Source organism: Sphingobium algorifonticola (genome assembly GCF_004005485.1).
GTDB lineage: Bacteria > Pseudomonadota > Alphaproteobacteria > Sphingomonadales > Sphingomonadaceae > Sphingobium > Sphingobium algorifonticola.
Genome location: NZ_RZUL01000003.1, coordinates 206,307 through 233,131 on the forward strand (window position 1 = coordinate 206,307; position 26,825 = coordinate 233,131).

The 26,825-nt window shown below is 63.4% G+C and carries 23 protein-coding genes; 8 read left to right on the forward strand and 15 right to left on the reverse strand.

What is annotated here, in order from left to right; translation table 11 throughout:
* Window positions 1-29 precede the first annotated feature (29 nt).
* The 3 genes from ENE74_RS10095 to ENE74_RS10105 all read left to right on the forward strand — a co-directional run bounded on the left by ENE74_RS10095 (window position 30) and on the right by ENE74_RS10105 (window position 3,109).
* Window positions 30-1,202 carry a carboxynorspermidine decarboxylase gene (locus ENE74_RS10095; protein WP_127690819.1) on the forward strand — a complete coding sequence of 391 codons (1,173 nt, stop codon included), beginning with the start codon at window positions 30-32 and terminating at the stop codon, window positions 1,200-1,202.
* Between the two features lie 136 nt (window positions 1,203-1,338).
* On the forward strand, window positions 1,339-2,532 hold the full coding sequence (locus tag ENE74_RS10100) for a type III PLP-dependent enzyme (protein ID WP_127690820.1): 1,194 nt from the start codon (window positions 1,339-1,341) through the stop codon (window positions 2,530-2,532).
* 139 nt (window positions 2,533-2,671) lie between these two features.
* Entirely contained in the window at window positions 2,672-3,109 is a 438-nt protein-coding gene (locus tag ENE74_RS10105; RefSeq protein WP_127690821.1) for an MAPEG family protein, read from the forward strand.
* Between the two features lie 6 nt (window positions 3,110-3,115).
* Here ENE74_RS10105 and ENE74_RS10110 read toward each other — a convergent pair whose 3' ends face one another.
* From ENE74_RS10110 to ENE74_RS10145, 8 genes are read right to left on the reverse strand one after another with little or no spacing between them, the layout of a single operon-like run.
* On the reverse strand, window positions 3,116-4,330 hold the full coding sequence (locus ENE74_RS10110; RefSeq protein ID WP_127691164.1) for a class I SAM-dependent RNA methyltransferase: 1,215 nt from the start codon (window positions 4,328-4,330) through the stop codon (window positions 3,116-3,118).
* Window positions 4,321-5,730, reverse strand: a complete 1,410-nt coding sequence (locus tag ENE74_RS10115) for an NAD(P)H-hydrate dehydratase (protein ID WP_127690822.1) — start codon at window positions 5,728-5,730, stop codon at window positions 4,321-4,323. The genes ENE74_RS10110 and ENE74_RS10115 overlap by 10 nt, the downstream gene beginning before the upstream one ends.
* The gene (locus tag ENE74_RS10120; protein ID WP_127690823.1) at window positions 5,727-6,086 is read right to left on the reverse strand and encodes a hypothetical protein; all 360 of its coding nucleotides are present in this window, start codon (window positions 6,084-6,086) and stop codon (window positions 5,727-5,729) included. Before ENE74_RS10120 ends, ENE74_RS10115 begins: the two co-directional genes overlap by 4 nt.
* Window positions 6,067-7,788, reverse strand: coding sequence for a dihydroxy-acid dehydratase (gene ilvD / locus ENE74_RS10125; protein ID WP_127690824.1), 1,722 nt, complete (start codon window positions 7,786-7,788; stop codon window positions 6,067-6,069). The genes ENE74_RS10120 and ilvD overlap by 20 nt, the downstream gene beginning before the upstream one ends.
* 44 nt (window positions 7,789-7,832) lie before the next feature.
* Window positions 7,833-8,546, reverse strand: coding sequence for an N-formylglutamate amidohydrolase (locus ENE74_RS10130; protein ID WP_127690825.1), 714 nt, complete (start codon window positions 8,544-8,546; stop codon window positions 7,833-7,835).
* Entirely contained in the window at window positions 8,546-9,394 is an 849-nt protein-coding gene (locus ENE74_RS10135; protein ID WP_241241937.1) for a 4-(cytidine 5'-diphospho)-2-C-methyl-D-erythritol kinase, read from the reverse strand. The genes ENE74_RS10130 and ENE74_RS10135 overlap by 1 nt, the downstream gene beginning before the upstream one ends.
* A complete protein-coding gene (locus tag ENE74_RS18500; RefSeq protein ID WP_127690827.1) occupies window positions 9,391-10,971 on the reverse strand; it encodes a tetratricopeptide repeat protein in 1,581 nt (526 codons plus the stop codon). Before ENE74_RS18500 ends, ENE74_RS10135 begins: the two co-directional genes overlap by 4 nt.
* Window positions 10,972-11,029: 58 nt before the next feature.
* Window positions 11,030-12,682, reverse strand: a complete 1,653-nt coding sequence (locus tag ENE74_RS10145; protein ID WP_127690828.1) for an electron transfer flavoprotein-ubiquinone oxidoreductase — start codon at window positions 12,680-12,682, stop codon at window positions 11,030-11,032.
* A gap of 143 nt (window positions 12,683-12,825) precedes the next feature.
* Here ENE74_RS10145 and ENE74_RS10150 point away from each other — a divergent pair, with 143 nt between their 5' ends.
* The 3 genes from ENE74_RS10150 to moaB are packed head-to-tail and all read left to right on the forward strand — an operon-like array spanning window position 12,826 to window position 15,864.
* The gene (locus ENE74_RS10150) at window positions 12,826-13,581 is read left to right on the forward strand and encodes a uracil-DNA glycosylase family protein (protein WP_164847444.1); all 756 of its coding nucleotides are present in this window, start codon (window positions 12,826-12,828) and stop codon (window positions 13,579-13,581) included.
* Window positions 13,581-15,347: a lytic transglycosylase domain-containing protein gene (locus tag ENE74_RS10155; RefSeq protein WP_127690830.1), complete on the forward strand. Its 1,767-nt coding sequence runs from the start codon at window positions 13,581-13,583 to the stop codon at window positions 15,345-15,347. The genes ENE74_RS10150 and ENE74_RS10155 overlap by 1 nt, the downstream gene beginning before the upstream one ends.
* Window positions 15,337-15,864, forward strand: coding sequence for a molybdenum cofactor biosynthesis protein B (moaB, locus tag ENE74_RS10160; protein WP_127690831.1), 528 nt, complete (start codon window positions 15,337-15,339; stop codon window positions 15,862-15,864). The genes ENE74_RS10155 and moaB overlap by 11 nt, the downstream gene beginning before the upstream one ends.
* 134 nt (window positions 15,865-15,998) lie before the next feature.
* On the opposite strand, the gene ENE74_RS10165 is transcribed toward moaB, so the two are convergent.
* The 5 genes from ENE74_RS10165 to ENE74_RS10185 all read right to left on the reverse strand — a co-directional run bounded on the left by ENE74_RS10165 (window position 15,999) and on the right by ENE74_RS10185 (window position 21,846).
* Window positions 15,999-17,936 carry an acetyl/propionyl/methylcrotonyl-CoA carboxylase subunit alpha gene (locus tag ENE74_RS10165; protein WP_127690832.1) on the reverse strand — a complete coding sequence of 646 codons (1,938 nt, stop codon included), beginning with the start codon at window positions 17,934-17,936 and terminating at the stop codon, window positions 15,999-16,001.
* The gene (locus tag ENE74_RS10170; protein WP_127690833.1) at window positions 17,933-18,394 is read right to left on the reverse strand and encodes a nuclear transport factor 2 family protein; all 462 of its coding nucleotides are present in this window, start codon (window positions 18,392-18,394) and stop codon (window positions 17,933-17,935) included. The genes ENE74_RS10165 and ENE74_RS10170 overlap by 4 nt, the downstream gene beginning before the upstream one ends.
* A gap of 80 nt (window positions 18,395-18,474) precedes the next feature.
* Window positions 18,475-18,969: a hypothetical protein gene (locus tag ENE74_RS10175; protein WP_127690834.1), complete on the reverse strand. Its 495-nt coding sequence runs from the start codon at window positions 18,967-18,969 to the stop codon at window positions 18,475-18,477.
* A complete protein-coding gene (locus ENE74_RS10180) occupies window positions 18,969-20,570 on the reverse strand; it encodes a carboxyl transferase domain-containing protein (RefSeq protein WP_127690835.1) in 1,602 nt (533 codons plus the stop codon). The genes ENE74_RS10175 and ENE74_RS10180 overlap by 1 nt, the downstream gene beginning before the upstream one ends.
* A gap of 118 nt (window positions 20,571-20,688) precedes the next feature.
* Window positions 20,689-21,846 carry an isovaleryl-CoA dehydrogenase gene (locus ENE74_RS10185; protein ID WP_206517688.1) on the reverse strand — a complete coding sequence of 386 codons (1,158 nt, stop codon included), beginning with the start codon at window positions 21,844-21,846 and terminating at the stop codon, window positions 20,689-20,691.
* Between the two features lie 88 nt (window positions 21,847-21,934).
* Here ENE74_RS10185 and ENE74_RS10190 point away from each other — a divergent pair, with 88 nt between their 5' ends.
* Together ENE74_RS10190 and ENE74_RS10195 are read left to right on the forward strand one after the other, a co-directional pair.
* Window positions 21,935-22,807 carry a LysR family transcriptional regulator gene (locus ENE74_RS10190; RefSeq protein WP_127690837.1) on the forward strand — a complete coding sequence of 291 codons (873 nt, stop codon included), beginning with the start codon at window positions 21,935-21,937 and terminating at the stop codon, window positions 22,805-22,807.
* Between the two features lie 31 nt (window positions 22,808-22,838).
* Entirely contained in the window at window positions 22,839-23,237 is a 399-nt protein-coding gene (locus ENE74_RS10195) for a c-type cytochrome (RefSeq protein ID WP_127690838.1), read from the forward strand.
* Window positions 23,238-23,253: 16 nt separating this feature from the next.
* Here ENE74_RS10195 and ENE74_RS10200 read toward each other — a convergent pair whose 3' ends face one another.
* Window positions 23,254-24,006: a sulfite exporter TauE/SafE family protein gene (locus tag ENE74_RS10200; RefSeq protein WP_127690839.1), complete on the reverse strand. Its 753-nt coding sequence runs from the start codon at window positions 24,004-24,006 to the stop codon at window positions 23,254-23,256.
* A 21-nt stretch (window positions 24,007-24,027) separates the two neighbouring features.
* Window positions 24,028-26,766 (reverse strand): preprotein translocase subunit SecA, encoded by a 2,739-nt coding sequence (secA, locus tag ENE74_RS10205; protein ID WP_127690840.1) that lies wholly within the window; start codon window positions 26,764-26,766, stop codon window positions 24,028-24,030.
* Between the last annotated feature and the right edge of the window lie 59 nt (window positions 26,767-26,825).

Genomic DNA, 26,825 nt, shown 5'->3' on the forward strand with positions numbered 1-26,825 from the left:
GGAACGCTCCGGTTGGTAAGGATGGAACAATGGAAACCCGTGCCGGTGATCCCGGAGCTTTCGCGCATTTCGATTTGCAGCGCGTGCCCTCGCCCAGCTTCGTGGTCGATGAGGCCGCCTTGCGCCGCAATCTGGCGATCCTGAAGGATGTGCGCGACCGTGCGGGCATCAGGATGCTTGGCGCGCTAAAGGCGTTTTCGATGTGGTCGCTGGGCGGTGTCGTCGGCGAGTATCTTGACGGCGTGTGCGCATCCGGCCTGTACGAGGCGCGCCTGGGGCGCGAGGAGTACAAGGGCGAAGTGGCAACCTATTGCGCGGGGTACAAGGCGCAGGACTTGCCCGAAATCCTGCGCATTTCCGATCATGTGATTTTCAACAGCCCCTATCAGATCGCCCGCTTCAAACCGCAGATCGAAGCCGCACGGCGCGCCGGGGAGACGTTCGACATCGGGCTGCGGATCAACCCGCTGCACGCGGAAGGCGAGGTCGCGAAATATGATCCCTGCCAGCCGCACAGCCGCCTTGGCTTTCCGATCGATCAGTTGAAGCCTGAGCATCTGGACGGCGTATCGGGCCTGCATTTCCACTCATTGTGCGAACAGGATTTCCTGCCGCTTGAACGCACCTGGCGGGCAATCGAGCCGCATGTCGCGCCCTATTACGGGCAGCTTGCCTGGCTCAATTTCGGCGGCGGGCATCATATCACGCGCGCCGACTATCAGCGCGAATCGCTCATCACCTTTCTGCAACAGGTGCGCCAGGAAAGCGGCCTGACGCTGTATCTGGAACCGGGCGAGGCAATGGCGCTGGACGCCGGCATATTGGTTGGCGAAGTGCTCGACGTCATCGACAACGGCATGGCCGTCGCGATCACCGATATATCCGCGACCTGCCACATGCCTGATGTCATCGAGGCACCCTATCGCCCCGCCATGTTGCATGAACGCAGCGATGGCCCGGCCACGCGCCTGGGTGGTCCCTCCTGCCTCGCGGGCGATATCATCGGCGATTATCGCGTTCCGGGCACGGTCGAACCCGGCGCACGGATCGCGTTCCTCGATCAGGCGCATTACTCCATGGTGAAGACGAATATGTTCAACGGCGTGCCCCTGCCGAGCATCTATCTGTGGAACAGCGAGAGCGACGAACTCAAGGAAATCCGCAGCTTTGGCTATGAGGATTTCAAGTCGCGCCTTTCGTGACAATATTGTTACAAGTTTTTTTATACAACCGCTTTACAGGGGGGCGCCTTGGCCATATATCGACCGTCCGCTGCCCCATGGGACTTCCACCGCAAGGCAGCTTAATGCCCTTGAACTACACTGGAGGTCCCTTGAATTGTACGAGCATCCCAGCGCGCTGGGGGTAGCAATTGCCCTCAAACCGGCAGCCCCGGTAACGCTTATTCGCCCGCAGGCAGCAGCCCGCGCCGCCCGATTCTTCGTCGAGAAGTTTCCGGGGCGTTCGCTTTATGCCGTAAAGGCCAATCCCTCGCCCGATCTGATTCGGACGCTCTGGGACAACGGCATCACGCATTATGACGTGGCGTCGATCGTTGAAGTGCGCCTGGTCGCCGCGACCCTGCCGGATGCGAAGCTGTGCTTCATGCATCCCGTCAAGGCCGAGGAAGCGATTGCCGAAGCCTATCATGTGCATGGTGTCCGCACCTTCTCGCTCGACACGATCGACGAGCTGGAAAAGATCATGCGCGCCACTGGCAACGCGACCGATCTGGAGCTGTGTGTCCGCATCCGGGTGTCGTCCGATTATTCGGAGCTGAGCCTTGCATCGAAGTTTGGTGCTGAGCTGGGCGAGACGAAGGAATTGCTGATGGCCACGCGCCAGGCGGCCGATGCCCTGGGCATCTGCTTCCATGTCGGCAGCCAGGCGATGTCGCCGCATGCCTACACGCAGGCAATCGAGCGCGTACGCGCCGCCATCGTCGATGCGGCCGTCACGGTCGACATCATCGATGTGGGTGGCGGTTTTCCCTCGGTCTATCCGGGTATGGAACCCCCGGCCCTCGAGCTGTATTTCGACGCGATCTACCGTGGCTTCGAAAGCCTGCCGGTGTCCTATTCGTCGGAACTGTGGTGCGAACCGGGTCGGGCGCTGTCGGCGGAGTATAGCTCGCTCATCGTGCGGGTGGAGCGTCGCCGGGGTGACGAACTCTACATCAACGACGGCGCATATGGCGCATTGTTCGATGCTGCGCATATCGGCTGGCGCTTTCCCGTCACGCTGTTGCGTACCGTTGACAGCAAGGCGGATATGAAGGGCTTCAGCTTCTACGGGCCGACATGCGACGACATGGATCATATGGTCGGGCCATTCATGCTCCCCGCCGATATCGATGTTGGCGACTATATCGAAATCGGGATGCTCGGTGCTTATGGCTGCGCCATGCGGACCGGTTTCAACGGCTTCTCGTCGGAAACCGTCGTGACGGTCGATGATGAGCCGATGGCTAGCCTCTATCGGCAGGATATCGCCGCGCCGCGCCGTGCCAATGTGGTGAATATCGGCCAGTAAGCGCATCTTTGGCCGACGTGATCGGCCCAATGCACAATGTCCCCCGTCCATTTCGGACGGGGGATTTTTTTCGTGCCGTCCGGTTGTGCAATGCAACGCATCTGCGATAGTCAGCCGTACCATGTAGAGGGAACAACAAATGACTTTTCAGATACTGGCCCCGGCAGCGGCGCTCGCGATGTGGAGCATGATCATGCTGCTTTGGCTGGTGGCCACGCGCCTTCCCGCGATGGCGAAGCTGAAACTGAAGCCGGAAAATATCGTCGGCGGACGCGGGCAGGATCTCGACAAAGTGGTGCCGCCGAAGGTCGCCTGGAAATCCCACAACTATGCGCATCTCATGGAGCAGCCGACGCTGTTCTATCCGGTGGTCATCATGCTCGCGCTCATGGGTCAGGGCGAAGGGCTCAACCTGTGGCTTGCCTGGGCCTATACCGGCCTGCGGATCGCGCACAGCCTGTGGCAGGCGCTGGTAAACACCATTCCGGTTCGATTGCTGTTGTTCGTGCTGTCCACCACGGCGCTTTTCGGCCTGTGCCTGCATGCGCTGATCGCGGCGCTGCACATGCATCCATAACAGCCGTCAGACGCGACGGAACACAGCCGCCAACTCCACATGCGTGGTCCAGCGGAACTGACCGACCGGCTGGACGCTTTCCAGAATATAGCCACCTTCGACCAGCAGCTTGGCATCGCGCGCAAAGCTGCCGGGATTGCAGGAGACATAGGCGATAACGGGCACGCTCGCCTGCGCCAGTTGCAGCACCTGCTCGCGCGCGCCCGCGCGGGGCGGATCGAGCAGGATCGCATCGAACCGGTCGATCTCTTCGGGCATCAGCGGGCGGCGGAACAGATCACGATGATCGACGGCAAGTCGGCGACCGGACCGATTGGCGCCGCTCTTGAGCGCCAACACGAGATCGCGGGCGGCTTCCGCAGTGTAGACCGCCTTCCCCTCCCCCAGGGCAAGGGCAAAGGTGCCAAGACCCGCGAACAGATCCGCCCAGCGGGCAGCAGGCGCAAGGGCATCGCACACTGCCCCGACCAGTGCCGCCTCGCCATCCGCGGTTGCCTGCAGGAACGCGAAAGGCGGAAAGGGCACCGCCACCCCGCCGAAACTGACGGTTACGGGATCAGGCTCCCACCGGGTTTGCGGGCCATAGCCATCATCCAAGGTCAGCCGCGCCAGACCATTGTCCTGCGCGAAACGGGTGAGCATCTCCGTCGCGGCGAGACCCTCCGCATCGACACCTTCCAGCACAAGGTCCACGCCTCGGTCGGTCAGCGTCATGCGCGCATGGACCGCGCGGCGATCCCCCACCATCGGGTGCAACAGGGCGCGCAACGGTGCGACCAGCGCGAACAGTGCCGGATGGAGGATGCTGCACATCATCATGTCGATGATCCGGTGGCTACCTTCGCTGGCAAAGCCCAGATGCAGTGCCTTGCCGAAGCGCGCGGCGCGCAGCGAAGCGCGGCGGCGGCTGTGTGGCGGAGAGACATGGGCCGGATGGACCACGCCCGCGGCAACAGCCTGTCCCGCGAGAGCACCCGTCACCCGATCTCGCACGAAATCGGCAAAGCTCGGGTCGTCGACATGTTGCAACTGACAACCGCCGCACAAGGGAAAATGGCGGCAGGGCGGATCGACATGATGCGCGCCGCGGATCAGGCCCGCCCCGCCGCCAGGTTCCAGACGGTCTCCCGGCGCGCTCATCGGCACATGCCGCCCATCCGCAGTTACGCCGTCGCCCTTTGCGGCAAGGCGAACGACAAGATCGGGATCTGTCAGCACGATGATCCTTTCGAGAGGCGCGCGGCGATAGCTGCTGGCAGGGCAGCGATCAACTGATCGGCCACAAACGCCGCGCCCGCCCTGCGCGCCGCGTCGCCGTCGAGCCATACCGCTTCGCATGCGGCCCGAAAAGGATCGCCTGTCACCGCCAGCCGCGCAGCACATAACCCGGCAAGAACGTCGCCCGTACCTGCAGTCGACAGCCATGACGATGCGGGCGACGATACCGCGATGCGGCCGTCTGGAGCCGCGATGATGCTCCGCGCACCTTTGAGAATGACGACCGCTTTGGAACGCTGCGCCGCCTCCTGAGCCCGGGCGAGCCAAGTTCCAGATACCTGTCCGTACAGCGCATCGAACTCGCCCATGTGCGGGGTGAGGATAGCTTTGCCAGGCAATAGATCGAAACCCGTTTCCCGTAACGCCAGCAAAGCGTCGGCATCGATGACGGCGGGATGTCCATGAGTCAGTGCAGCCCGCACTCGCGCGACTGCGGCAGCGCCCCGTCCCAGCCCTGGCCCGATCAGAAGAGCGGCGATCCGCGCATCGGACAAGGCGTTCCGGCTGTCGGGTTCGTGATCGGCTATCTGGATTATCGCATGCGGCAGGCCCGATATGGGGTGCGGCGTAACCAACCGGACATAGCCCGCCCCGCCGTGCGCCGCGCTGCAGGCGGCCAGCGCCGCTGCACCTGGCATATCGCCTGCGACAACCGCGACCAGGCCGCGGGTATATTTATGCGCATCCCGCGCCGGGGCGTGAAGGATGGGCGGCCCAAGAAGGCGAGTCATCGCGCTGCTGGTGTCGATGCCAATATCCGCACAGACAATCTGACGGGAAAGGTCTGCAGCGGGTGCCAGCACATGCGCAGGCTTCAGCGCGCCGAGAGCGATGCACATATCGTAATGCGGCGGGACGGATAGCAATGCGCCGTCATCGGTACTGACGCCGCTTGGAAGGTCGATAGCAAAGCACTTGCGTGCGGCCCCGGCCAGCGATCGCAATCGGCTGGCGAGAGCGTCGTCGATGCCACGGGTGAGGCCCGTTCCGAACAGCGCATCGACCAGAAGCGTCGCGGGCGCTGTATCGCCAATATCGTCCACCGGCCCGTCCCACAGCATCCGCGCCTGTCTTGCCGAAGGGGTGCGACTGTCACCTGTCGTGGCCACGCGCACCGGCACGCCCTGCGTGCGCAACAGGCGGGCGATGACGAACCCGTCACCACCGTTATTGCCCGGCCCGCACAGCACAAGCGTGTCGCGCAACCCGCCCACGCGCCATATCAACGCTGCGGCGACAGCGCCCGCGCGTTCCATCACATCATATTCAGGGATGCCCGTAGCGAACAGTTCCGCTTCCGCCGCCCGCATCTCTGCGGCCGACAGAATGGCAGCACCGGTCATGGGCGCGTTACGAAAGTGGCAGGCAATTCATAGGCGTCGTTCCCCACGATCACCCGAATCCTGCCCTTGTCGAGCACTTCGACCTTGGCGGCATCCGCACCATCCGCCGTCACGATACCGCGTCCGTCATCCACCACCACGAACCGGCGAAAGCCGCCGTCGGGATGACGGATGACGATCCTGTCCCCTTCATTCTCCCGGCGACATAGCGGAGCCATGGCCGTAGCGGTGCCCAAGCGGCAGGGCACCGTATCGGGTGCCTTCGGATCGGGCGGCGGCAACGCATTTTGCTCGTCGCACGCCGTCACTATCAGCAGCGCAATCAGCGCCGCGCGGTCAAATGTCCGCATAGACATGGGTTTCGGCGCTCCCTCCCGGATGCGTGACAGCACCCTGATAGGCCGGTCCGACATTTTGTGCATAGCGCCATAGCGCACCGGACTGATAATCGTGCGCCCTTGGCTGCCATGCGGCGCGGCGCGCGGCGAGCACCGCCTCCTCGACATGCAGATCGATAGTCCCGGCCTCCGCGTCGATAGCAATGATGTCGCCGTCTTCCACCAGCGCGATCGGCCCGCCTGCCGCAGCCTCCGGCCCGACATGCCCGATGCAGAAACCGCGCGTCGCGCCGGAAAAGCGCCCGTCGGTGATGAGCGCCACACTCTCGCCCATGCCCTGGCCATAGAGCGCGGCGGTGGTCGAGAGCATCTCGCGCATGCCGGGGCCGCCCTTTGGCCCTTCATAGCGGATGACGATCACCGATCCCTCCCGTATCTGCCGGGCCTCGACCGCTGCGAAGCATTCCTCCTCGCAATCGAACACCTGCGCAGGGCCGGTGAATTGCAGGCGCGCCATGCCTGCCACCTTCACGATCGCGCCATCGGGTGCCAGGCTGCCGCGCAGGCCGACAACGCCGCCTGTGGGGCTGAGTGGCGTCTTGACGTCATAAATGACTTTCTGGTCGGGGTTCCAGGTGATTTCCGCGATATTCTCGCCAAGCGTCCTGCCGGTCACGGTCATGCAGTCGCCATGCAGCAGACCATTATCGAGCAAGGTCTTCATGAGCATGTAAACGCCGCCCGCTTCATACATGTCGCGCGCAACATAGCGACCGCCCGGCTGAAGGTCCGCGATATAGGGCGTCGTCTTGAAGATTTCGGCCACATCGAACAGGTCAAAGGCGATGCCCGCTTCATGCGCCATGGCGGGCAGATGCAGGCCGCCATTGGTCGATCCGCCCGTCGCGGCGACGACGCGCGCGGCATTTTCGAACGCTTCGCGGGTGCATATGTCGCGCGGGCGAATGTTGCGCGCCAACAGTTCCATCACCTGCTCCCCGGCTGCCACCGCAATGTCGGCGCGCGACGCATAAGGCGCGGGGGCCATGTTGCTGTTGGGCAGCGAAAGTCCGATCGCTTCGCCGACGCAGGCCATGGTGTTGGCGGTATACTGCCCGCCGCACGCGCCATGCCCCGGACAGGCCACCTTTTCCAGATCGGTCAGTTCCTTGAGCGGGCAATTGCCGGCCGCATATTTCCCCACGATCTCGAACACGTCCTTGACCGTCACGTCGCGATCCTGAAAGCGCCCAGGCAGGATCGACCCGCCATAGACAAAGATCGACGGCACGTTGAGACGCAGCATGGCCATCATCATGCCCGGCAAGGACTTGTCGCACCCGGCAAAGCCCACCAGCGCGTCGTAACAATGGCCGCGCATCGACAATTCGATCGAATCGGCAATGACTTCGCGGCTGACGAGCGAGGATTTCATCCCCTGGTGCCCCATGGCGATGCCGTCGGTTACCGTGATCGTATTGAACCGGCGTGGCATGCCGCCCGCGCGGTTCACACCGTCGCGGCACACGTCTGCCTGCGCATTGAGCGTCGTATTGCACGGCGCGCTGTCGTTACCGGCGGACGCGATCCCGACGAAGGGCCGCGCGATCTCTTCCTCGGTCAGGCCCATCGCATAATAATAGCTGCGGTGCGGCGCGCGCTCCGGCCCGACCGAAACATGGCGGCTGGGGAGCTTCGACTTGTCGAAATTATGTGTCATGATCGGCCCTTCTGTGCGCGCGCCTCTTTCCAAAAAGCAGGCCGTTACGCAAGGGCGTTGCGGCATGCCTCGATCACGGGCGCCAGATAATCGACAAAACGCGCCTGCCCGGATGCATCGCCCGTCAGATCCTGGCGCATCTCCACCCCCAGATAAGGAATGCCCCTCGCCTCCGCATGGCGGTTCATCGTCGCGTTGAGGATCGTGCCGGAATAAGGCAACTGGTCGCCAACGTGCAGTCCTGCACGCGCAAGCATCGGGATCGCGATCCGGGCGGCGCGGTCATCGCGATTGTAGAGAACGCCGACGTGCCAGGGCCGGTCCTCGTCTCGCGATGACAGGGCGGGCGTAAAGCTGTGCAGCGACAGGATGAACGGCCGCGCCATCCCGTCCAGCGCCTGCGTGACCGCCGCGTGATAGGGCCGATAGAAGCGATCGATCCGCGCCTGCCGATCGACACCGGCATTGCCCGCTATCACATGGCCATCGCTCTCCAACGGGATCAGGCCCGGCGCATCTTCCTCCCGGTTGAGATCGATCACCAGGCGCGAGGCGCCGCCCAGTATCGCGCCGCAGCCGAGACGCGCGCACAACATGCGGGCGACCTGCGCCACGCCGATGTCGATGGCGATATGGCTGTCCATTAAGGCCGGATCGATGCCAAGGTCGATATCGTCGGGCACATGGGCCGACGCATGATCGGCGACGATCAGCACGTCGGAATCGCGCGCAGGGATCAGCGTGAAGGGAACTGTCATCAGGCGCGCACCCTGCTCGATAAGGTCCACCAATGGGCAGGCATGGCCGCAGCGGCGGCATCGCGCTGCGCAGAATCATCGAACAGCGCAAAGCAGGTTGCGCCAGAACCGGACATGCGCGCCAGGCGGACGCCGGGCTGCGCGGCAAGGCTCTCCAGAACTGCACCGATCTGCGGAACGAGCGCAACAGCGGGAGGATAGAGATCGTTGCGTCCCTCCGCGATCAGGGCGTCGAGCGTATCGGCGACGAGCGGGCCACGATCCACCCGATCCCATCCCGCAAACACCGGCGCGGTCGAAAGGCCGATGCCGGGATTGACGAGCAGCAACGGCATGCCGCCCAGCCCGTCGATCGCACACAGATCCAGTGCTTCGCCGCGCCCCGTACCCATCAGCGTTCGGCTGACGAGACAGGCCGGTACATCCGATCCGATCGTGGCGGCCAGAGCATGCATAGGCCGATCGATGGCCCACAGCCGCGCCAGCATCCGCAATGCCGCCGCCGCATCCGCCGATCCGCCGCCGATCCCCGAGGCGACGGGCAGACGCTTGTTAAGGTGAATTGCCGCGCCGACAGTGATGTTGAATGCGTTCTTCAGGGCATGGGCCGCGCGCACAACCAGATTGTCAGCACCGCTATCCAACCCGGCACCGAAAGGCCCATCGATCGTCAGCGAAAGCTGGCCGTCGTCGCGGGTAACGGCATGGAGCCGGTCGCCATCCTCGGCGAAGGCGAACAGGCTTTCAATGTCGTGATAGCCATCGTCCCGACGCCTCCTGACATGGAGCGCAAGGTTGATCTTGGCATAGGCGACCTCGGACAGGGCAGCAGATGGAAAGGCGGTCAAGGGGCGGCAAGCTCCGGTCGAAAGCCCGCCTTTGCCTTGGCATTGATCCGATCCGCTGCCGGTCCCTCGGCAAACAGCCCCGCCGCCGCCCAGGCATAGCGCGCCTCGAACCGACGGCCGACCGCCCATAGCGCATCGCCCAGATGTTCGTTGATCGTGGCATCGTCCGGCGCGCCCGATGCCGCCTTTTCCAGCGGGGCAATCGCGCTTTTCGCGTCACCCGCCACGAAATGCGCCCAGCCCAGCGAATCGGAAATCGACGGATCGTCCGGGCGCAGCGCGCTCGCCTTGCGCAGCAGCGCCAAGGCGGCGGGGACGTTCTGCCGCCGTTCTACCTGCGCATAGCCCAGATAGTTGAGGACAACCGGCTCTTGCGGGGCCAGTTCCGCAGCGCGGGTCAACGCCCGTTTCGCCTCGTCCCAGCGCCCGCCGCGTTCGAGCGCGCTGCCTTCGAGCAGATGGAGCGACCAGGGCACCGTACCATCGGGATATAGGCGCTGCGCCGCGCGATAGGCGTCGGCTGCATCCCCGAATTGCCCGGCATCGGCCAGCAGATTGCCAAGCTGAAGATATTGGGCGGCCGTCGCGCCGTCCCGCGTCGTGGCGGCGCGCGCCAGTTGCAGCGCTTCGCTTTGCTGCCCGCCCTGTGCCAGCGCCGCGATCCGCAAAGCATCCGCCGCTGCCGCCCACAGGCTGCGCGGCGGCACTTTCGACGCTTCGGCTATCGCCGGTTCGTACAGGCCGGACGCCGCGAGCTCGCGCGCAATGCCTACCCGCATCTCGTCGCTAGCCGGATCGGCAAAGCTGGCGAGCCGCGCAAGATTGAGCGCCAATGTGCGGCTGTCGCCTTCACCGACATCGGCCGCGAGGCGGGAGAGCAGGCGCGCCATGCCCTGCTGCGGCGTCATCGGAGGGGCCGTGATACGCGCGCCATTCGCCAGCAGGGCCTGCGCAGGGGCCAGTCCCGGCTCTGCAAGATCGAGCAGCTTGTCCGCCTCCGCCCGCTGGCCAAGCGCGGCAAGGCGCAGCGCCAGAGCAACGCGCAATCCAGGCAGAACGTCGGTGCGCAGCGACAAGGCGCGCGCGATGGCCGGGCGCGCCGCATCCACATCCCCCCGCGCCAGCGCCTGAAGCGCGACATGTTCGTCCCGATAACGTCCGGCGAGTGCGCCAAAGGCGCTCTTTGTATCGATTTCCGGCGGCGCATAGGGGCCATCGGCCACCGACACCCAGCTTGCGACATAGGGCGCCAGGAAGGCGAACGTTTCTTCGGCTTCCAATCGATCGGCAAGGGCGCGGGCATTATCCCAGTCCTTGCGCGACAGGCTCTCGACGATCAGCAGCAGCACGGCGTCGCGCGGCAACACACCGGCAGAGTCCAGTACCCGCGCCGCTTTCACCGCGAGCACCCGATCCCCCGCCTCCATCGCCTGCCGATAGGATCGCAGTGCCAGCACGGCATTGCCCGGATCGGCGGCAAGCGCCGTGGCATAGCCATCGACGGCGATCCGCCCTGCCCCGTCGGCATCCGCCAGACGCGCCCGCGCATAGGCATGCAGGGCAGGCGTGTCGACCACAGCGTCCGCACCAACTGGAAAAGCCAGCACGGCCAGGCCGAGGAAAAGGATCGGGCGCCTACATATTGGGATAGTTCGGTCCTCCGCCGCCTTCCGGTGTTACCCAGTTGATGTTCTGCGTCGGGTCCTTGATATCGCAAGTCTTGCAGTGAACGCAATTCTGCGCGTTGATCTGAAAACGCGGATTGCCCTCTTCTTCCCCCACCACTTCGTAAACCCCGGCCGGGCAGTATCGCTGCGCCGGTTCATCATAGAGCGGCAGGTTGTAAGCGATCGGAACGGACGGGTCCTTGAGTTGCAGGTGGACCGGCTGGTCTTCCTCATGATTGGTGTTCGACAGGAAAACCGAGGACAAGCGGTCAAAGCTGATGACGCCATCGGGCTTGGGATAGGCGATGGCGTGGCAATGTTCCTTGCGCCACAGCTTCTCGTGATCGGGCTTGTGCTTCAGGGTGAAGGGCAATCCGATCTTCAGCGTCCGCATCCACATGTCGATGCCAGCCAGCACCGTGCCGATGCTGTTGCCCAGCTTGGCCAGCAGCGGCTCGGCATTCCGCACAAGTGTGAGTTCGTCGGCAATCCAGCTCGACCGCACCGCCGCATCATAGGTCGAGAGCGCATCGCTCTCGCGCCCGGCCTGCACGGCGGCGAACGCGGCTTCGGCGGCCAGCATGCCCGATTTCATGGCGGTATGCGTGCCCTTGATCCGGGGCACGTTCACGAAACCGGCGGAACAGCCGATCAGCACGCCGCCCGGGAAGTCTAGCCTGGGCACCGACTGCCAGCCACCTTCGTTGATCGCCCGCGCGCCATAAGATACGCGCCGCCCGCCTTCCAGATATTGCCGGATGGACGGATGCTGCTTCCACCGCTGGAACTCCTCGAACGGATAGAGATGCGGGTTGCGATACCCCAGGCCGACGACGAAGCCCAAGGCGACCTGCCCGTTGGCCTGATGATAGAGGAAGCCGCCGCCATAGGCATCGGTCAGCGGCCAGCCCTGCGTATGGATGACGAGGCCCGGCTGATGCTTCGCCGGGTCGATGTCCCACAATTCCTTCATGCCCAGGCCATAGACCTGCGGGCTGCAATCGGCATCCAGGGCAAACTGCCTCTTGAGGATTTTGGTGAGATGCCCGCGCGCGCCCTCGGCGAAAAAGGTATATTTGGCGTGGAGTTCCAGCCCCGGCTGATAGTCCGCCTTCTGCTCGCCTTCGCGGCTGATACCCATGTCGCCGGTCGCGACACCCTTCACTGAGCCATCGTCGTTGTACAGGATTTCGGCGGCGGCGAAGCCCGGGAAAATCTCTACGCCCAGTGCCTCGGCCTGCTCGGCCAGCCAGCGGCACAGATTAGCCAGCGATCCGGTATAGGTGCCCTTGTTGTTCATGAACGGCGGCAGGAGCAGATGGGGCATGGAAAACTGCCCCTTTTCGCTCAGCATCCAGTGCCGGTTGTCCGTCACCGGAACTTCCGCAAGCGAACATCCCGACGTGCGCCAGTCCGGCAGCAGTTCGTCGAGCGCCTTGGGATCGATCACCGCGCCAGACAGGATATGCGCGCCGATCTCGGAGCCTTTTTCCAGAACGCAGACGGCGAGGTCCGTGCCCGCTTCGCCCGCAAGCTGTTTCAGGCGGATCGCCGCGCTCAGCCCAGCGGGACCGCCGCCTACGATCACGATGTCATACGGCATCGATTCCCGGTCACTCATCCTTCTTCTCCTCTCAGGCGCGTGGCCCTGCACGGCATGGCGCCTGTCATCCAATCGTCGCTTTTGAAAAACGTCCTGACAGATCGGGCGATGGCTATTCTTGACCGCCTCGTCAACCTCTGCGCCAAGCTAGGAGCATGGACATGATGGGGGTGGATAGAGCACAAAGTGCCGCGGCGTCGTTGATCGACTGGTGGGCGCTTGCCGGTGTCAGTCACACAGTGTCGGAAACGCCAGTCAACTGGCTTGCGCCAATTGCCGGGCGGGATGCGGCGGCCTCGTCTGCACCCGTCCACGCGCCTCTGGCTGACGTAGCGTCGGCGCGCGCGCTGATGCCCGAAACGCTTGATGCCTTTCACGCCTGGCTGGCCCGCGACACCACGCTAGTCGAGGCGCAATGGCCGCAGTTGGACGCGCAGGCGCGTCGCGTTCTTCCTGCCGGAACGGCTGCGCCAAGGCTTATGGTGATTGCCGATTTTCCTGATGCAGACGATCTGGCGACGGGAAAATTGCTGAGCGGAGAGGCGGGACGGCTGTTCGAAGCCATGCTCGGCGCACTCGGGCAGGCACGCGATTCGGTCTATCTTGCATCGCTTGCCGTGTCGCGTCCGGCGGGCGGATTGCTATCCGATCAGGATGCCATGGCGCTTGCCGAACGCATGCGACACCATGTTGCGCTGGTAGGTCCGCAGCATGTCATGCTGATCGGCGACAAGACGAGCCGTGCGCTTTTACCGATGGCTGACCCTGTAAATCCCCTTGGTTTACGTGCCCTTAACCTTGGCCGGGCCACTGTGGACGCGATCGGTATTGCGCATCCCCGCTTCTTGTTGAAGCACCCCTCGGCCAAGGCGCAATGCTGGCGAACGATGCAAATCCTGCTAGAGGCCATGGCTTGATGAACCGCGTGACGCTTGCTTCCCTTTTTGCCATGGCCGTGATGGCGCCTGCTGCCGCGCATGCGGCCGATCCGCATGAAAATATTCCCGGCCTGCCTGACGCTGCCGCCAAAGCGCAGACGACTGCTTCGATAGAAACCCGATACCGCAGCATCTTTGCGGCGCTGGATATGCAGCAATGGGCAGACGCCAAGGCGCAGATCACCGCGCTCGACAGCCGCGATCCCGTCCGTGCCTTTGCTCTGGCGGAACTGTATCTCGCCAAGGCGTCGCCGCGTGTCGAACTGTTCGATCTGCTCGATCTCATCAACACCGCAAGCTGGTTGCCGCAGGCCGATCAGCTGGCCCGTCTGGCGCAGAAGCGCGGCGCGCAGATGTTGCCCGCTCTGCCGCAGGTACAGAAGCTCGTCTGGCTGGGTGCCGCCCCGCGCCGGGAATATATCGCCACCGTCAAGACCGACATGGTCGCGCAGGCATTGGGCACCAAGGTGTTGCCGCTGATCAAGGCGGACAATCCCGCAGGCGCGGAAATGGAAATTGCGGCGGTCGCACCGATGCTGACGCCCCAGGGCCGCACCGAATGGCGTCAGCGCGTGGCCTGGTCCTATTATATCGAGAATGACGATGCCAATGCCCGCCGTCTGGCGACGCAGGCGCTGACGGACAATATCGGCGGCGACTGGGCGGTACAGGCGCATTGGACGATCGGGCTGGCGGCCTGGCGACAGGATGACTGCCGCGCATCGGGCGCTTCCTTCGCCAATGTCGCGGCGTTGGCAGGCAATGCGGACATGCGCGCGGCCGGGGCCTATTGGGCGGCGCGCGCTTATATGAATTGCGGCGATCCGGCGCGCGTGGCTGGATTGCTGAAAACGGCGGCGAAGGCGGACGAGACATTTTACGGGCTGCTCGCGCGCGAAACCCTGGGCCTCACCCCGCGCACGGCGGTCGACACATTGCCATTCGGCAAGGATGGCTTGCCCCCTGCACTCAAGGACGTGCCCAACGCCCGGCTTGCGGTCACGCTGTCCGCGATCGGCCGCCAGGCCAAGGCCGACATGGCGCTCAGGCATCAGGCGCGGATCGGCGGCATGGCGCATTATGACGCGCTGCTGCGGCTGGCGGGCACCCTGAGTCTGCCCGAGACGCAGCTATGGCTGGCGCATAACGGTCCGGCCGGAAAGCAGCCTGCCAGCTTCGCCCGCTATCCGGCACCCGACTGGAAACCCGACGGCGGATGGCGTGTCGATCCTGCCCTTGTTTTCGCGCATACCTTGCAGGAATCGGGATTCCGCGCCGATGCCGTCAGCAGTGCGGGCGCGCGTGGTCTGATGCAGGTCCGCCCCGGCACCGCCGGTGATGTCGCGGGCGGCAGCGTCAGCATGGCGCAGCTGCATATGCCGTCCACCAACATGGAATATGGGCAACGCTATCTGGAACAGTTGCGCGACATGCCGGAAACCGGCGGCCTGCTGCCCAAGGTCATGGCCGCATATAATGCCGGGCCAACACCAGTCGGCCGCTGGAATTACGAAGTGAAGGACGGCGGCGATCCGCTGCTCTTCATCGAAAGCGTCCCCTATTATGAAACCCGCGCTTATGTGAATATCGTGATGCGCAATTACTGGATGTATCAGCTTCAGGCGAAGGGGGCGGCGGATTGCCTGACCGGCATGGCGCAGGGCCTGTGGCCGCGCTTCCCCGGCACCAAGGGGACCAGCCTCGTGCGGATGAGTGCGAAGGGTAAAGTCAGCAGTGCCTATTGACGAAGGCGTCGCCTTCACGCCGGTGCGTATCGCCGTGCTCACCGTATCGGATACGCGCGGCCTTGCCGAAGACAGGTCGGGCGACGCGCTGGTCGACCGGATTGAACGCGCCGGGCACATCGTCGCGGACCGCCGGATCGAGCGGGACGACAAGGACAGCATCGTCGCGCGCCTGCATGGATGGATCGACGATCCACAGGTCGATTGCATCATCACCACCGGCGGCACGGGCGTTACCGGGCGCGACGTGACGCCCGAGGCGCTGGCGCGTGTGCAGGACAAGGAAATACCGGGGTTCGGCGAACTCTTCCGCTGGCTCAGCTACCAGACCATCGGCACATCGACGATCCAATCGCGCGCCACCGCCTGCGTCGCGCGCGGCACCTACATCTTCGCGCTGCCCGGATCGACCGGCGCGGTGAAAGATGCGTGGGACGGGATATTGGCAAGCCAACTCGACAACCGCTTCCGCCCCTGCAATTTCGTGGACCTGATGCCGCGGTTGAAGGAGCGGTAGGGGGACTTTTCGCTAGGCCCCACATCTAACTCGTCATGCTGAACTTGTTTCAGCATCCATAAGCTCAAACCTGTCGAAGGCGCTCCGACGTGACCACCAATGGATCCTGACCTTCGTCAGGATGACGGCAGCGGCTATTCGACAGCCGCCACCACCCGCGCCAGCACCGCCCCCTCGCTCACCTGCCCGCCTTCGCTGGCATCAAGGTCCGCCACCGTCCCGTCATAAGGCGCGACGAGGCTATGCTCCATCTTCATCGCCTCCAGCGTCAGCAGCTTCTGCCCCTTGGTTACTGTTTCGCCTTCGGACACGAGCAGCGCGATGATGCGGCCGGGCATGGGGGAGATGATCGCGCCGTCTGAAGCTGCGCCTGCGGCACCGCCTTCCGTACGGTCCGGCGCAATCGCGAAAACCCGTCCGTCATAGACGCCTGAAAGGATCACATCACCGCTCGCGTCGATCCACGCGGGGAAATCCTCCCATGGATCGTTCACCGTAGCCACATAAGGCGCGCCATCCACACGCAGATGCACGTCGCGATTCATGGGCGCATTCAGCCGGAACGAAAGCAAACCCGTCCGCAGACGGCGTTGCGCTTCATACCGTCCGGTCAGGCCGGTGCCGGTCTGGCTTAGGGCACCCCTACTGGCAGCCATGATGCAAGCCATCGCGCCTGCATGCACGACATCCTCCGGCGGGGCATCATCTGGCATAAGGGCATCGCCGCGCTGTGCGATAAGCCCGGTATCGAGATCGGCAGCAAGAAAACGCGGATCGTCGAGGCATGCCGCCAGAAATGCCGCGTTGGTCTTGACCGGCCATATCCGTGTCTCGGTGCATGCCTGACGCAGGGCGGCAGCGGCGGCGTCGCGATCATGGCCCCATGCGACAAGCTTGGCGATCATCGGATCGTAAAAGGGGCTGACATCCGCGCCTTCCACCACGCCTGTTTCGACGCGCACACGATCGTCAGGCAGGATCATATAGTCGAGCCGCCCCACGCTCGGCAAAAAGCCTTTAGCCGGATCCTCCGCATAGAGCCGCGCTTCCATCGCCCAGCCGTTGATCGACAGTTCATCCTGCCGCTTGGGCAACACTTCCCCACTCGCCACGCGCAACTGCCATTCGACCAGATCGACGCCAGTGATTTCCTCCGTCACGGGATGTTCGACCTGCAACCGGGTGTTCATTTCCATGAACCACACGCGGTCGGCTTCAATAAATCCCTTGGACCCGTCGGCGATGAACTCGATCGTCCCAGCGCCGACATAATCGACCGCTTTGGCGGCACGAACGGCAGCGGCGCAAATAAGACTGCGGGTATATTCGGTAATACCGGGCGCGGGCGCTTCCTCGATCACCTTCTGATGCCGCCGCTGGAGCGAGCAATCGCGCTCGAACAGGTGGACGACATTGCCATGCGTATCGCCGAACACCTGCACTTCGATATGGCGCGGATTGGTAATCCATTTTTCCAGCAGCACCTGATCGTTGCCGAAGCTGGACGCCGCTTCCCGCTGGCAGGAGAGCAGCGCATCGGCAAAGTCCGCCGCGCTATCGACCTTCCGCATCCCCTTGCCGCCGCCACCCGCGACCGCCTTGATGAGCACGGGATAGCCGATTGCCTCCGCTTCGGTGCTCAGCCGCTCGAACGACTGGTCCGCGCCCAGATAGCCCGGCGTCACCGGCACGCCCGCCGCGATCATCCGTTCCTTGGCCGCGTCTTTCAGCCCCATGGCGCGGATGCTGTCCGGCCTCGGCCCCACCCAGATCAGCCCCGCATCGATCACGGCCTGCGCGAAATCGGCATTTTCGGACAGGAAACCGTAACCCGGATGGATCGCCTCCGCGCCGGTGGCCCTGGCGGCGGCGATGATCTTCTCCCCCACCAAATAGCTTTCGCGCGCGGGCGACGGACCGATATGCACCGCCTCGTCCGCCTGTCGCACATGCAGCGCCTTTGCGTCGGCATCGGAATAGACTGCGACCGTGCGGATACCCATCGCCCCCGCCGTGCGGATGATGCGACAGGCAATCTCGCCGCGATTGGCGATAAGGAGGGACTGGATCATGGCGCTTCGCAGGCTTTCATGTTGGACGAAAACGTCAGGTTCATCACTTTCCAGGCCTTCTGTTCGCGCACCAGATCGAAATGGTCGTAGCCGCAATTGACGAGTTTCCCGCCCGCCACGACCGTGAACCGCGCCCAGACGACCGCCACATCCTGATCCACATGCACGACAGGATCGAAAATGCGCTCCTCAAACGCCGTCTCCGGCTTCATCCGCGCGGCAAACTGCGCCCAGCTTTGCTTGCGCACCGCCCCGTCAGCGCCTCGGCCCGGCGCTGTCACCCAACCATCGGGATACACATGGCGCAACAGGGCAGTCGCATCACCTGTTTCGAGGGCTGCGAAAATGGCGTTGACGGGGGCGAGAATTGCCGCCTGCTGTTCGGACGGTACCTGTCGAGCGGGCAACGCTTGGGCGCTTAAGACCAACCAGAGAAACAGGGTTAAGAGCTTTTTCATATTCCTGACTCCTCAGCATTGGTCAGTGCAAAAGATCCACCGCTCTGCTGTGCGTTATCCGCGTGCGGCTTATCCGATTTTCAAGAGACGCGCCGAAAAACGGCTATCCCAACTATCCCGCCTACAAACCCGCCAACGATAATCGCTTGCCAAACTGACATGCTGGAAAGCTCGCCCGCAACGACGCCATATTCCATGACCATTGCCCCCACAGACCCATAATAGGCGCCGCCTAGCAACCAGAAGCGACGTAACAATGCTACCGATAGAGTTATAGTCGAGGCGAAGATGACCAAGCTCGCGACAAAGGCAGAACTATGGTAGTCGGCCTGCTCCATCGCTTGGTAAGCGATAATTGCTAGCCAGGCGCAAGGCACGATGACTGGCAAGTAGATCGCGAGATACAGGATTCCTAAACAGCCGTCACTGCTACTGCCGGACGAAGCGATGGCTGCACCCTCTGCGGGTTTGTTTTCGCCATTTCTAGGTTCGTATCCTGCGGGCCGATAACGCCAGTCTTTGAAATCAACGTCGTGTTGTTTCTGATGCCCCTCGTTCATCACTTCCCCCGTCATTACATCCTGAACACGCCAAAGTGCGCCCGCTCGGGCACCGGCGCATTCAGTGTAGCAGCAAACGCCAGTCCCAGCACATCGCGCGTCTGCGCCGGATCGATCACCCCGTCGTCCCACAGCCGTGCCGTCGCGTAATAGGGGTTGCCTTCGTCCTCATATTTCTGCCGCACCGGGGCCTTGAACGCTTCGGCTTCCTCCGGCGTCCACTCCGCCGCATCGCGATGCACCGTCGCCAGCACGGATGCCGCCTGCTCCCCGCCCATCACGCTGATCCGCGCATTGGGCCAGGTGAAAAGAAAGCGCGGGGCATAGGCGCGGCCGCACATGCCATAATTGCCCGCGCCGAAACTGCCGCCGATCAGCACGGTGATCTTCGGCACCTGCGCCGTCGCCACCGCCGTCACCAACTTCGCGCCATGCTTGGCGATGCCTTCGGCTTCATATTTGCCGCCGACCATGAAGCCGGAGATGTTCTGCAGGAACAGTAAAGGTATGCGCCGCTGGCAGGCCAGTTCAATGAAATGCGCGCCTTTGACGGCGCTCTCGCTGAACAGCACGCCGTTATTGGCGAGGATCGCGACCGGCATCCCCCAGATATGCGCAAAACCGCAGACGAGCGTGGTCCCGTACAGCGCCTTGAACTCGTGAAACTCCGACCCGTCCACGATCCGCGCGATGACTTCGCGCACATCATAGGGCGCGCGCACATCCTGCGGGATAATGCCGTACAGTTCCGCCGGATCATATTTCGGCGGGCGCGCCTCTTTCATCGCGATATCGGGGGTACGATCCTCGGGCAGCGTCGAAACAATGTCGCGCACGATCGTCAGGGCATGGGCGTCATTCTCCGCCACATGATCGACCACGCCGGACTTGCGCCCGTGCAGGTCGCCGCCGCCCAGATCCTCCGCCGTGATTTCCTCACCCGTCGCCGCCTTCACCAGCGGCGGCCCGGCCAGAAAGATCGTCCCCTGATGGCGCACGATCACGCTTTCGTCCGACATGGCGGGCACATAGGCGCCACCCGCCGTACAGCTTCCCATGACGCAGGCAATCTGCGCAATGCCCATGCCGCTCATCTGCGCCTGATTGTAGAAGATGCGGCCGAAATGATCGCGATCGGGGAAAACTTCCGCCTGATGCGGCAGGTTCGCGCCGCCGCTGTCGACCAGATAGATGCAGGGCAGCCGGTTCGCCTGCGCGATTTCCTGCGCGCGCAGATGCTTCTTCACGGTCAGCGGATAATAAGTGCCGCCTTTGACCGTCGCATCGTTGCAGGCGATCATCACCTGCCGCCCCGACACGCGCCCGATCCCCGCGATAATGCCGGCGCCGGGCACTTCATCGTCGTAGAGACCGTTGGCCGCCAATTGGCCGATTTCGAGGAACGGCGAACCGGGATCGAGCAGCCGCTCGACGCGATCGCGGGGCAGCAGCTTGCCGCGCGCCGTGTGACGTTCACGCGCCTTTTCCAAACCGCCGCGCGCGGTTTGCGCGACACGCGCATAGAGCGCATCGCGCAGAGCGATATTGTGCGCGGCATTGGCGCGGAAGGTTTCGCTGTCTGGCTGGACGGCAGTGGGGAGGACGGGGGCGGTCATATGGCTCCCCTCCCCTTCAGGGAAGGGGCCGGGGGTGGGGGCTGTAAATGCCTCGATGGGACATCCCCCACCCCAACCCCTCCCCTGAAGGGGAGGGGCTTTTTCGCAAATCCCCCCATCACGCCCCACCCCCGATCAATTCCCGCCCGATCAGCATCCGTCTGATTTCGTTGGTTCCCGCGCCGATGTCCAGCAGCTTGGCGTCGCGCAGATAGCGTTCTACCGGCCAGTCCTTCGTATAGCCCGCGCCGCCCAGCGCCTGCACCGCCTCCAGCGCCACTTTCACGGCGTTCTCGCTGGCGAGCAGGATCGCGCCCGCCGCATCGAAGCGCGTCGTGCGCCCCGCGTCGCAGGATTTCGCGACAGCGTAGACATAGGCGCGGGCGGAATTGAGCGCGACATACATGTCGGCGACCTTCGCCTGCATCAGCTGGAACGTACCGATCGGCTGGCCGAATTGCTTGCGTTCGCGGACATAGGGAATGACGGTATCGAGACAGGCCTGCATGATGCCCAGCTGGATACCCGCCAGCACCGCGCGCTCATAATCCAGGCCGCTCATCAGCACGCCGACACCACCGCCCGCCGGGCCCATCACATTTTCGTCCGGCACGAAGCAGTCGTCGAACACCAGTTCGGCGGTCGGCGATCCGCGCATGCCCATTTTGTCGATCTTCTGCCCGATCGAAAAGCCCACGAAATCCCTTTCGATCAGGAAGGCGGTGATGCCGCGCGATCCCGCCGCGCTGTCGGACTTGGCATAGACGACCAGCGTGTCGGCATAGGCCGCGTTGGTGATCCAGAACTTAGTGCCGTTGAGCCGCCAGCCCCCATCCACGCGATCGGCCTTCAGCTTCATGCCCACGACATCGGAGCCTGCGCCCGCTTCCGACATCGCAAGGCTGCCGACATGCGCGCCCGATATCAGCGGCGGCAGATATTTCGCCTTCTGCGCCGCACTGCCCCAGCGCGCGATCTGGTTGATGCACAAATTGCTGTGTGCGCCATAGGAAAGTCCAACCGAAGCAGACGCCCGCGACACTTCCTCGCACGCAACCACATGCTCCAGATAGCCGAGGCCCAAGCCGCCATCGCTTTCCGGCACAGTGATGCCGTGCAGGCCGAGTTCCCCCATGGCAGGCCACAGGTCGCGCGGAAACCAGTCGTCGGCGTCCACCTTCGCCGCAATCGGCGCAATTTGCTCGGTGGCGAAGCGGCGTGTCGTCTCGCGGATCATGTCGGCGTTTTCGCCCAGCGCGAAATCGAAATCGGTCATGCGCATCTCTCCTGTTTCCAGCCAGGATAGCGCGCTTTGCGATGCAAGAAAAATTGAAAGACAGCGAAAGAGTGTATAGACCTGATCTATGATCGATCGTTATCTGCTGCGCTATTTTCTGGCGGTCGTCGACCATGGCACATTTTCCCGCGCGGCGGCGCATTGCAACGTGTCGCAGCCCACACTGTCGGTCGGTATCGCGAAGCTGGAACGGCTGCTGGCCGCGCCGCTGTTCGTCCGGTCCAATCAGCGGGTCCGATTGACCGATGCCGGCACCCGATTTCTGGTGCATGCGCGCCGCATCGAAAGCGAGTTCATGGCGGCGGCGCAGGCCGTGGTCGGCAGCGATAGGATGCCGCTGCTGCGGATCGGCTGGCTGGGCAGCGTGGCAAGCCATCTGCTCGCCCCGGCCGTCCGCACCACCGCGCAGGCTGGCCACCCGATCGAGATGGTCGAAGGCAGCGAGCGCGAATTGCTGGGGTTCCTGGCGCGCGGGCGGATCGATGTGGCGCTTTCCCTGGTGGAACGCGGCGGCGATCGCTTTCTGGAAGAACCGTTGATGCGCGAAGGCTATGCGCTGGCGCTGCCTGCGACACATCGGCTGGCGGCGCAGGATGTGATCGCGGCCGAGGACATAGGCGGCGAGGTGATGATCGTGCGGCGGCATTGCGAAGTGCTGTCCGAAACCAGTCGCCACTTCACCGAACGCGGCATCCGCCCGCATTTCGCCTTTCGCTCGACGCAGGATGACCGGGTGCTGGCGATGATCGGCGCAGGGCTTGGCCTGACCGTCATGCCGCAAAGCCATGTCGCACCCGATGTGGTGCGCCCGGCGCTGGCGGGCTTTGCGGTGCGCCGCGCGGTCGGCCTGCTCTACGGCGCACAGGCCGAACGATGGCGGGATGACCCTCACCCGTTTCTGGATGCCGTCCGCGCGAATCTTTCCATTTTCGGCAATTGACGCGCGAGGCGGAAACGCTAGGGTTTGGTGCATGACCAATGAGAGCTTTTTCCGCGCCGCGCGCCTGCTTGCCTTGTCGGGCGCAGCGATTCTTTCCACCGTTCCAGCCTTCGCCGCCGGTGATGCGGTCGCAGGCAAGAAAAGTTTCGCGCAGTGCCAGATGTGCCATACGGCCGAAACCGGCGGGGCAAGCCGGATCGGTCCAAACCTGGCCGGTATTGTCGGGTCGAAAGCAGCATCGAAGCCGGGTTTCGCTTATTCTGCCGCGCTCAAGAAGACCGGCTGGACCTGGAATGCCAAGACGCTGGACGCCTTTCTGAAAAAGCCCGCCGTCGCCGTGCCCGGCACGAAAATGATCTATGCGGGCATGCCGGATGATACGACGCGGGCGAACGTGATCGCCTATCTGGCGACGCTGAAAGCGAAATGATCCTGTCGGGCGGGGGTCAGAACCAGCCCGCCCATTTTGCCAGCATCCGCACGGCTACATACAGGATGAGCACGGCGGTCACCCGGCGTACCAGCGATGCGGGCAACAGCCTGATGCCGATGATGCTGCCCAGTTGCCCGCCAATAAGCACCGCAAGACCCAGCGGCCAATAAGACAGCAGTTCTGCCTCCAGCACCGGATCGGCGATTTTCATGATCTGACCGGCAAGGCCTGCGATCGAATTGACGAGAATGAAGACGCTGGCGCAGGCCGCGATGCGCTTGGCCCGTGCCCAGCCGATCAGATGCATGACCGGCGCCAGGAAAATGCCGCCACCGATGCCGACAAGGCCGGAGAGCAGCCCGACGCCCGCCCCGATCAGCGGGGTGACGATACGGCTTTGGCTATCCGGCAGATCGTCGCGCCGCTCGGGCTGGAACAGCAAAAGCAGCCCCGCAATCAGCAGCGAGAGCCCAAGCAATCCCGTAAACAGGCTTTCGGAAATGGGTGTACGGCCGCCCAGCCAAGCCAGCGGCGCGGACAGCATCAATATCGGCCACAGCCGTCGCCATGGCACCAGCCCCGCCCGCGCGAAACGGATCGATCCCCCGGTTACGACAATGATGTTGCACAGCAAGGCGATTGCCGGGAGGATGCGATAATCGACACCCCATAGCGCGAGCAGCGCGTTGTAGGTCGATCCGCCGCCAAAGCCGACTGCTGCATAGAGCGCGGCCGTCAGGCCGAACAGCAGCGCCAGCACCGTCATCCCAGCACCGTCATCGGCCTGTCAGGCCAGCTGGCCGTGGCAATGCTTGTACTTCAAGCCCGAACCGCAAGGGCATGGCGCGTTGCGACTGATATTCTGATCGGCATAGGGGTCGCCACCCATCGCGCCGATCCCGAAGGTCGGCCTTTGCATCGTCGATGTGATGAAGCCGGAAGATGCCCCGTCACGATCGGCACTGTCGTCTTCGCCCGTAAACGGATCGATATGAGTCGTGATGAAGTCGGGCAGAACAGGCAGGTCGAATTGCGACATGGGGTCATTGTCCATGCGGAACTGGACGCGGGCGATCGTCTGGGTCACATCCTCGCGGATGTTCGCGAGCATTCGCTCGAACAGAGCGAAGGCTTCCTGCTTATATTCGTTGATCGGCGTCTTCTGCGCATAGGCGCGCAGATGCACCACCTGGCGCAGCGCATCGAGCGTCGACAGATGCTCTTTCCAGTGATGGTCGAGGCTCTGGAGCAGAATGCTCTTTTCGATCCCGTGCCAGCTTTCGGCATCGACCTGGGCGATCTTTTCCTCGACATGCGCATCGGCCAGCGCGGTGATGCGCTCCTCGATCAGTTCGGGATCGATGGCATCCTCGTTCAGCCAGGCATCGATATCGGGCTCCACCCCTAGTATCTCTGCGCTGCGCGTCTTCAGCGCCTCGATATTCCACTGCTCGGGATAGGTGCCCTGCGGACAGCAATCGGCGACGATGTCGTTCACGGTTTCGCGGCGCATATCGACCACCACGTCGTCTACGGTATCGGCGTCCATGATATCGGCGCGCTGTTCGTAGATGACCTTGCGCTGGTCGTTCATCACGTCATCATATTCGACGACCTGCTTGCGAATGTCGTAATTGCGCGCCTCGACCTTTTTCTGCGCGGTCTCGATCGCCTTGCTCAGCCACTTGGAGCCGATCGCCTCGCCATCCGCCATATTGTTGTTCATCATCCGGGCGAACAACGTGTCCGGGCCGAAAATGCGCAGCAGATCGTCTTCCAAACTGAGGTAGAAACGGGAGAGACCCGGATCACCCTGCCGGCCCGAACGGCCGCGCAACTGGTTATCGATGCGGCGGCTTTCATGCCGTTCCGTGCCCAGCACGAACAGGCCACCGGCGGCCAGCACTTCGGCCTTTTCGGCTTCGATCTCGGCCTCGATCTTGGCAATCGCGGCGTCGCGCGCGGCGCCCTCGGGCATGTCGCCCAGTTCCTGCTCGATACGGAACTCGGCATTGCCGCCCAGCTTGATGTCCGTCCCGCGCCCGGCCATGTTGGTCGCGATAGTCACCGCGCCCTTCCGTCCCGCCTGCGCGACGATATAGGCTTCCTGTTCGTGGAAGCGCGCGTTGAGCACGGCATGCTCCACGCCTTCCTCCTTCAGGAAATCGGACAGCATTTCGGACTTTTCGATGGAAACGGTGCCGACCAGCACCGGCTGGCCGATCTTCGCCTTCTCGCCGATGGCGCGGGCAATGGCGCGAAACTTGTCCTGCGTATTCTTGTAGAACTCGTCCTCCTCGTCCACGCGCCGCACCGGCACGTTGGTGGGGATGGTCACGACGTTCATCTTGTAGATTTCGAAGAACTCGGTCGCTTCGGTTGCCGCGGTGCCGGTCATGCCCGACAGCTTGGGATACATGCGGAAATAATTCTGGAAGGTGATCGAGGCGAGCGTCTGGTTCTCCGGCTCGATCTCCACGCCTTCCTTCGCCTCGACCGCCTGATGCAGCCCGTCGGACCAGCGCCGTCCGTCCATCATGCGACCGGTAAACTCGTCGATGATGACGACCTTTCCGTCCTTCACGATATAATCGATGTCGCGGCGGAACATCACAACGGCGCGCAGCGCCTGGTTCACATGATGGACAACCTGCGTATTCTCGAAGTCGTAAAGGTTGGTGCCTTCGATCAGACCGGCCTGCTCCAGCAGACGCTCTATCTTTTCGGTGCCGTCTTCGGTCAGCGTGATGTTGCGCTGCTTCTCGTCCTTTTCGTAATCGCCTTCGACGAGCTGCTTCACGATCAGGTCGACGGAGCGATAAAGGTCCGACTTGTCGTCGGTCGGACCGGAAATGATGAGCGGCGTGCGCGCTTCGTCGATCAAAATGGAGTCGACTTCATCGATGATCGCATAGTTGAACGGCCGCTGGACCATCGACGCGCGATCATATTTCATGTTGTCGCGCAGATAATCGAATCCCAGTTCGTTATTCGTCGCATAAGTGATGTCCGCGGCATAGGCCTCGCGCCGCTCATCCTCGCGCATGTTGGGCACGATCACGCCGGTGGTCAGCCCCAGAAAGCGGTAGATCTGCCCCATCCAGTCGCAGTCGCGACGGACGAGATAGTCGTTGACCGTCACGACATGCACGCCCTTGCCTTCCAGGGCGTTGAGATAAGTGGCCAGTGTCGCCACCAGCGTCTTCCCCTCGCCGGTCCGCATTTCCGCAATTTCACCGCGGTGGAGGACGATGCCGCCAATCATCTGCACATCGAAATGGCGCATGCCCAGCACCCGCCGGGAGGCTTCGCGCACCGTGGCGAAGGCATAGGGCAGAATGTCGTCGAGCGTTTCCCCCGCCGAAAGCCGCTCGCGGAATCGCGTCGTCTGCGCGGCGAGATCGGCATCGGACAGGGCGGCCATGTCAGGCTCCAGCGCGGCGATCCGGTCGACGATCTTCTGCATCGACTTGACGTACCGGTCGTTGGATGACCCGAAGAGCGTTTTGGCGAGTGCGCCGAGCATGAAGTTTCCTACTTTTCCGGGGGCGGACAGGCCCGTGCAGACCATGGACCACTATGCGC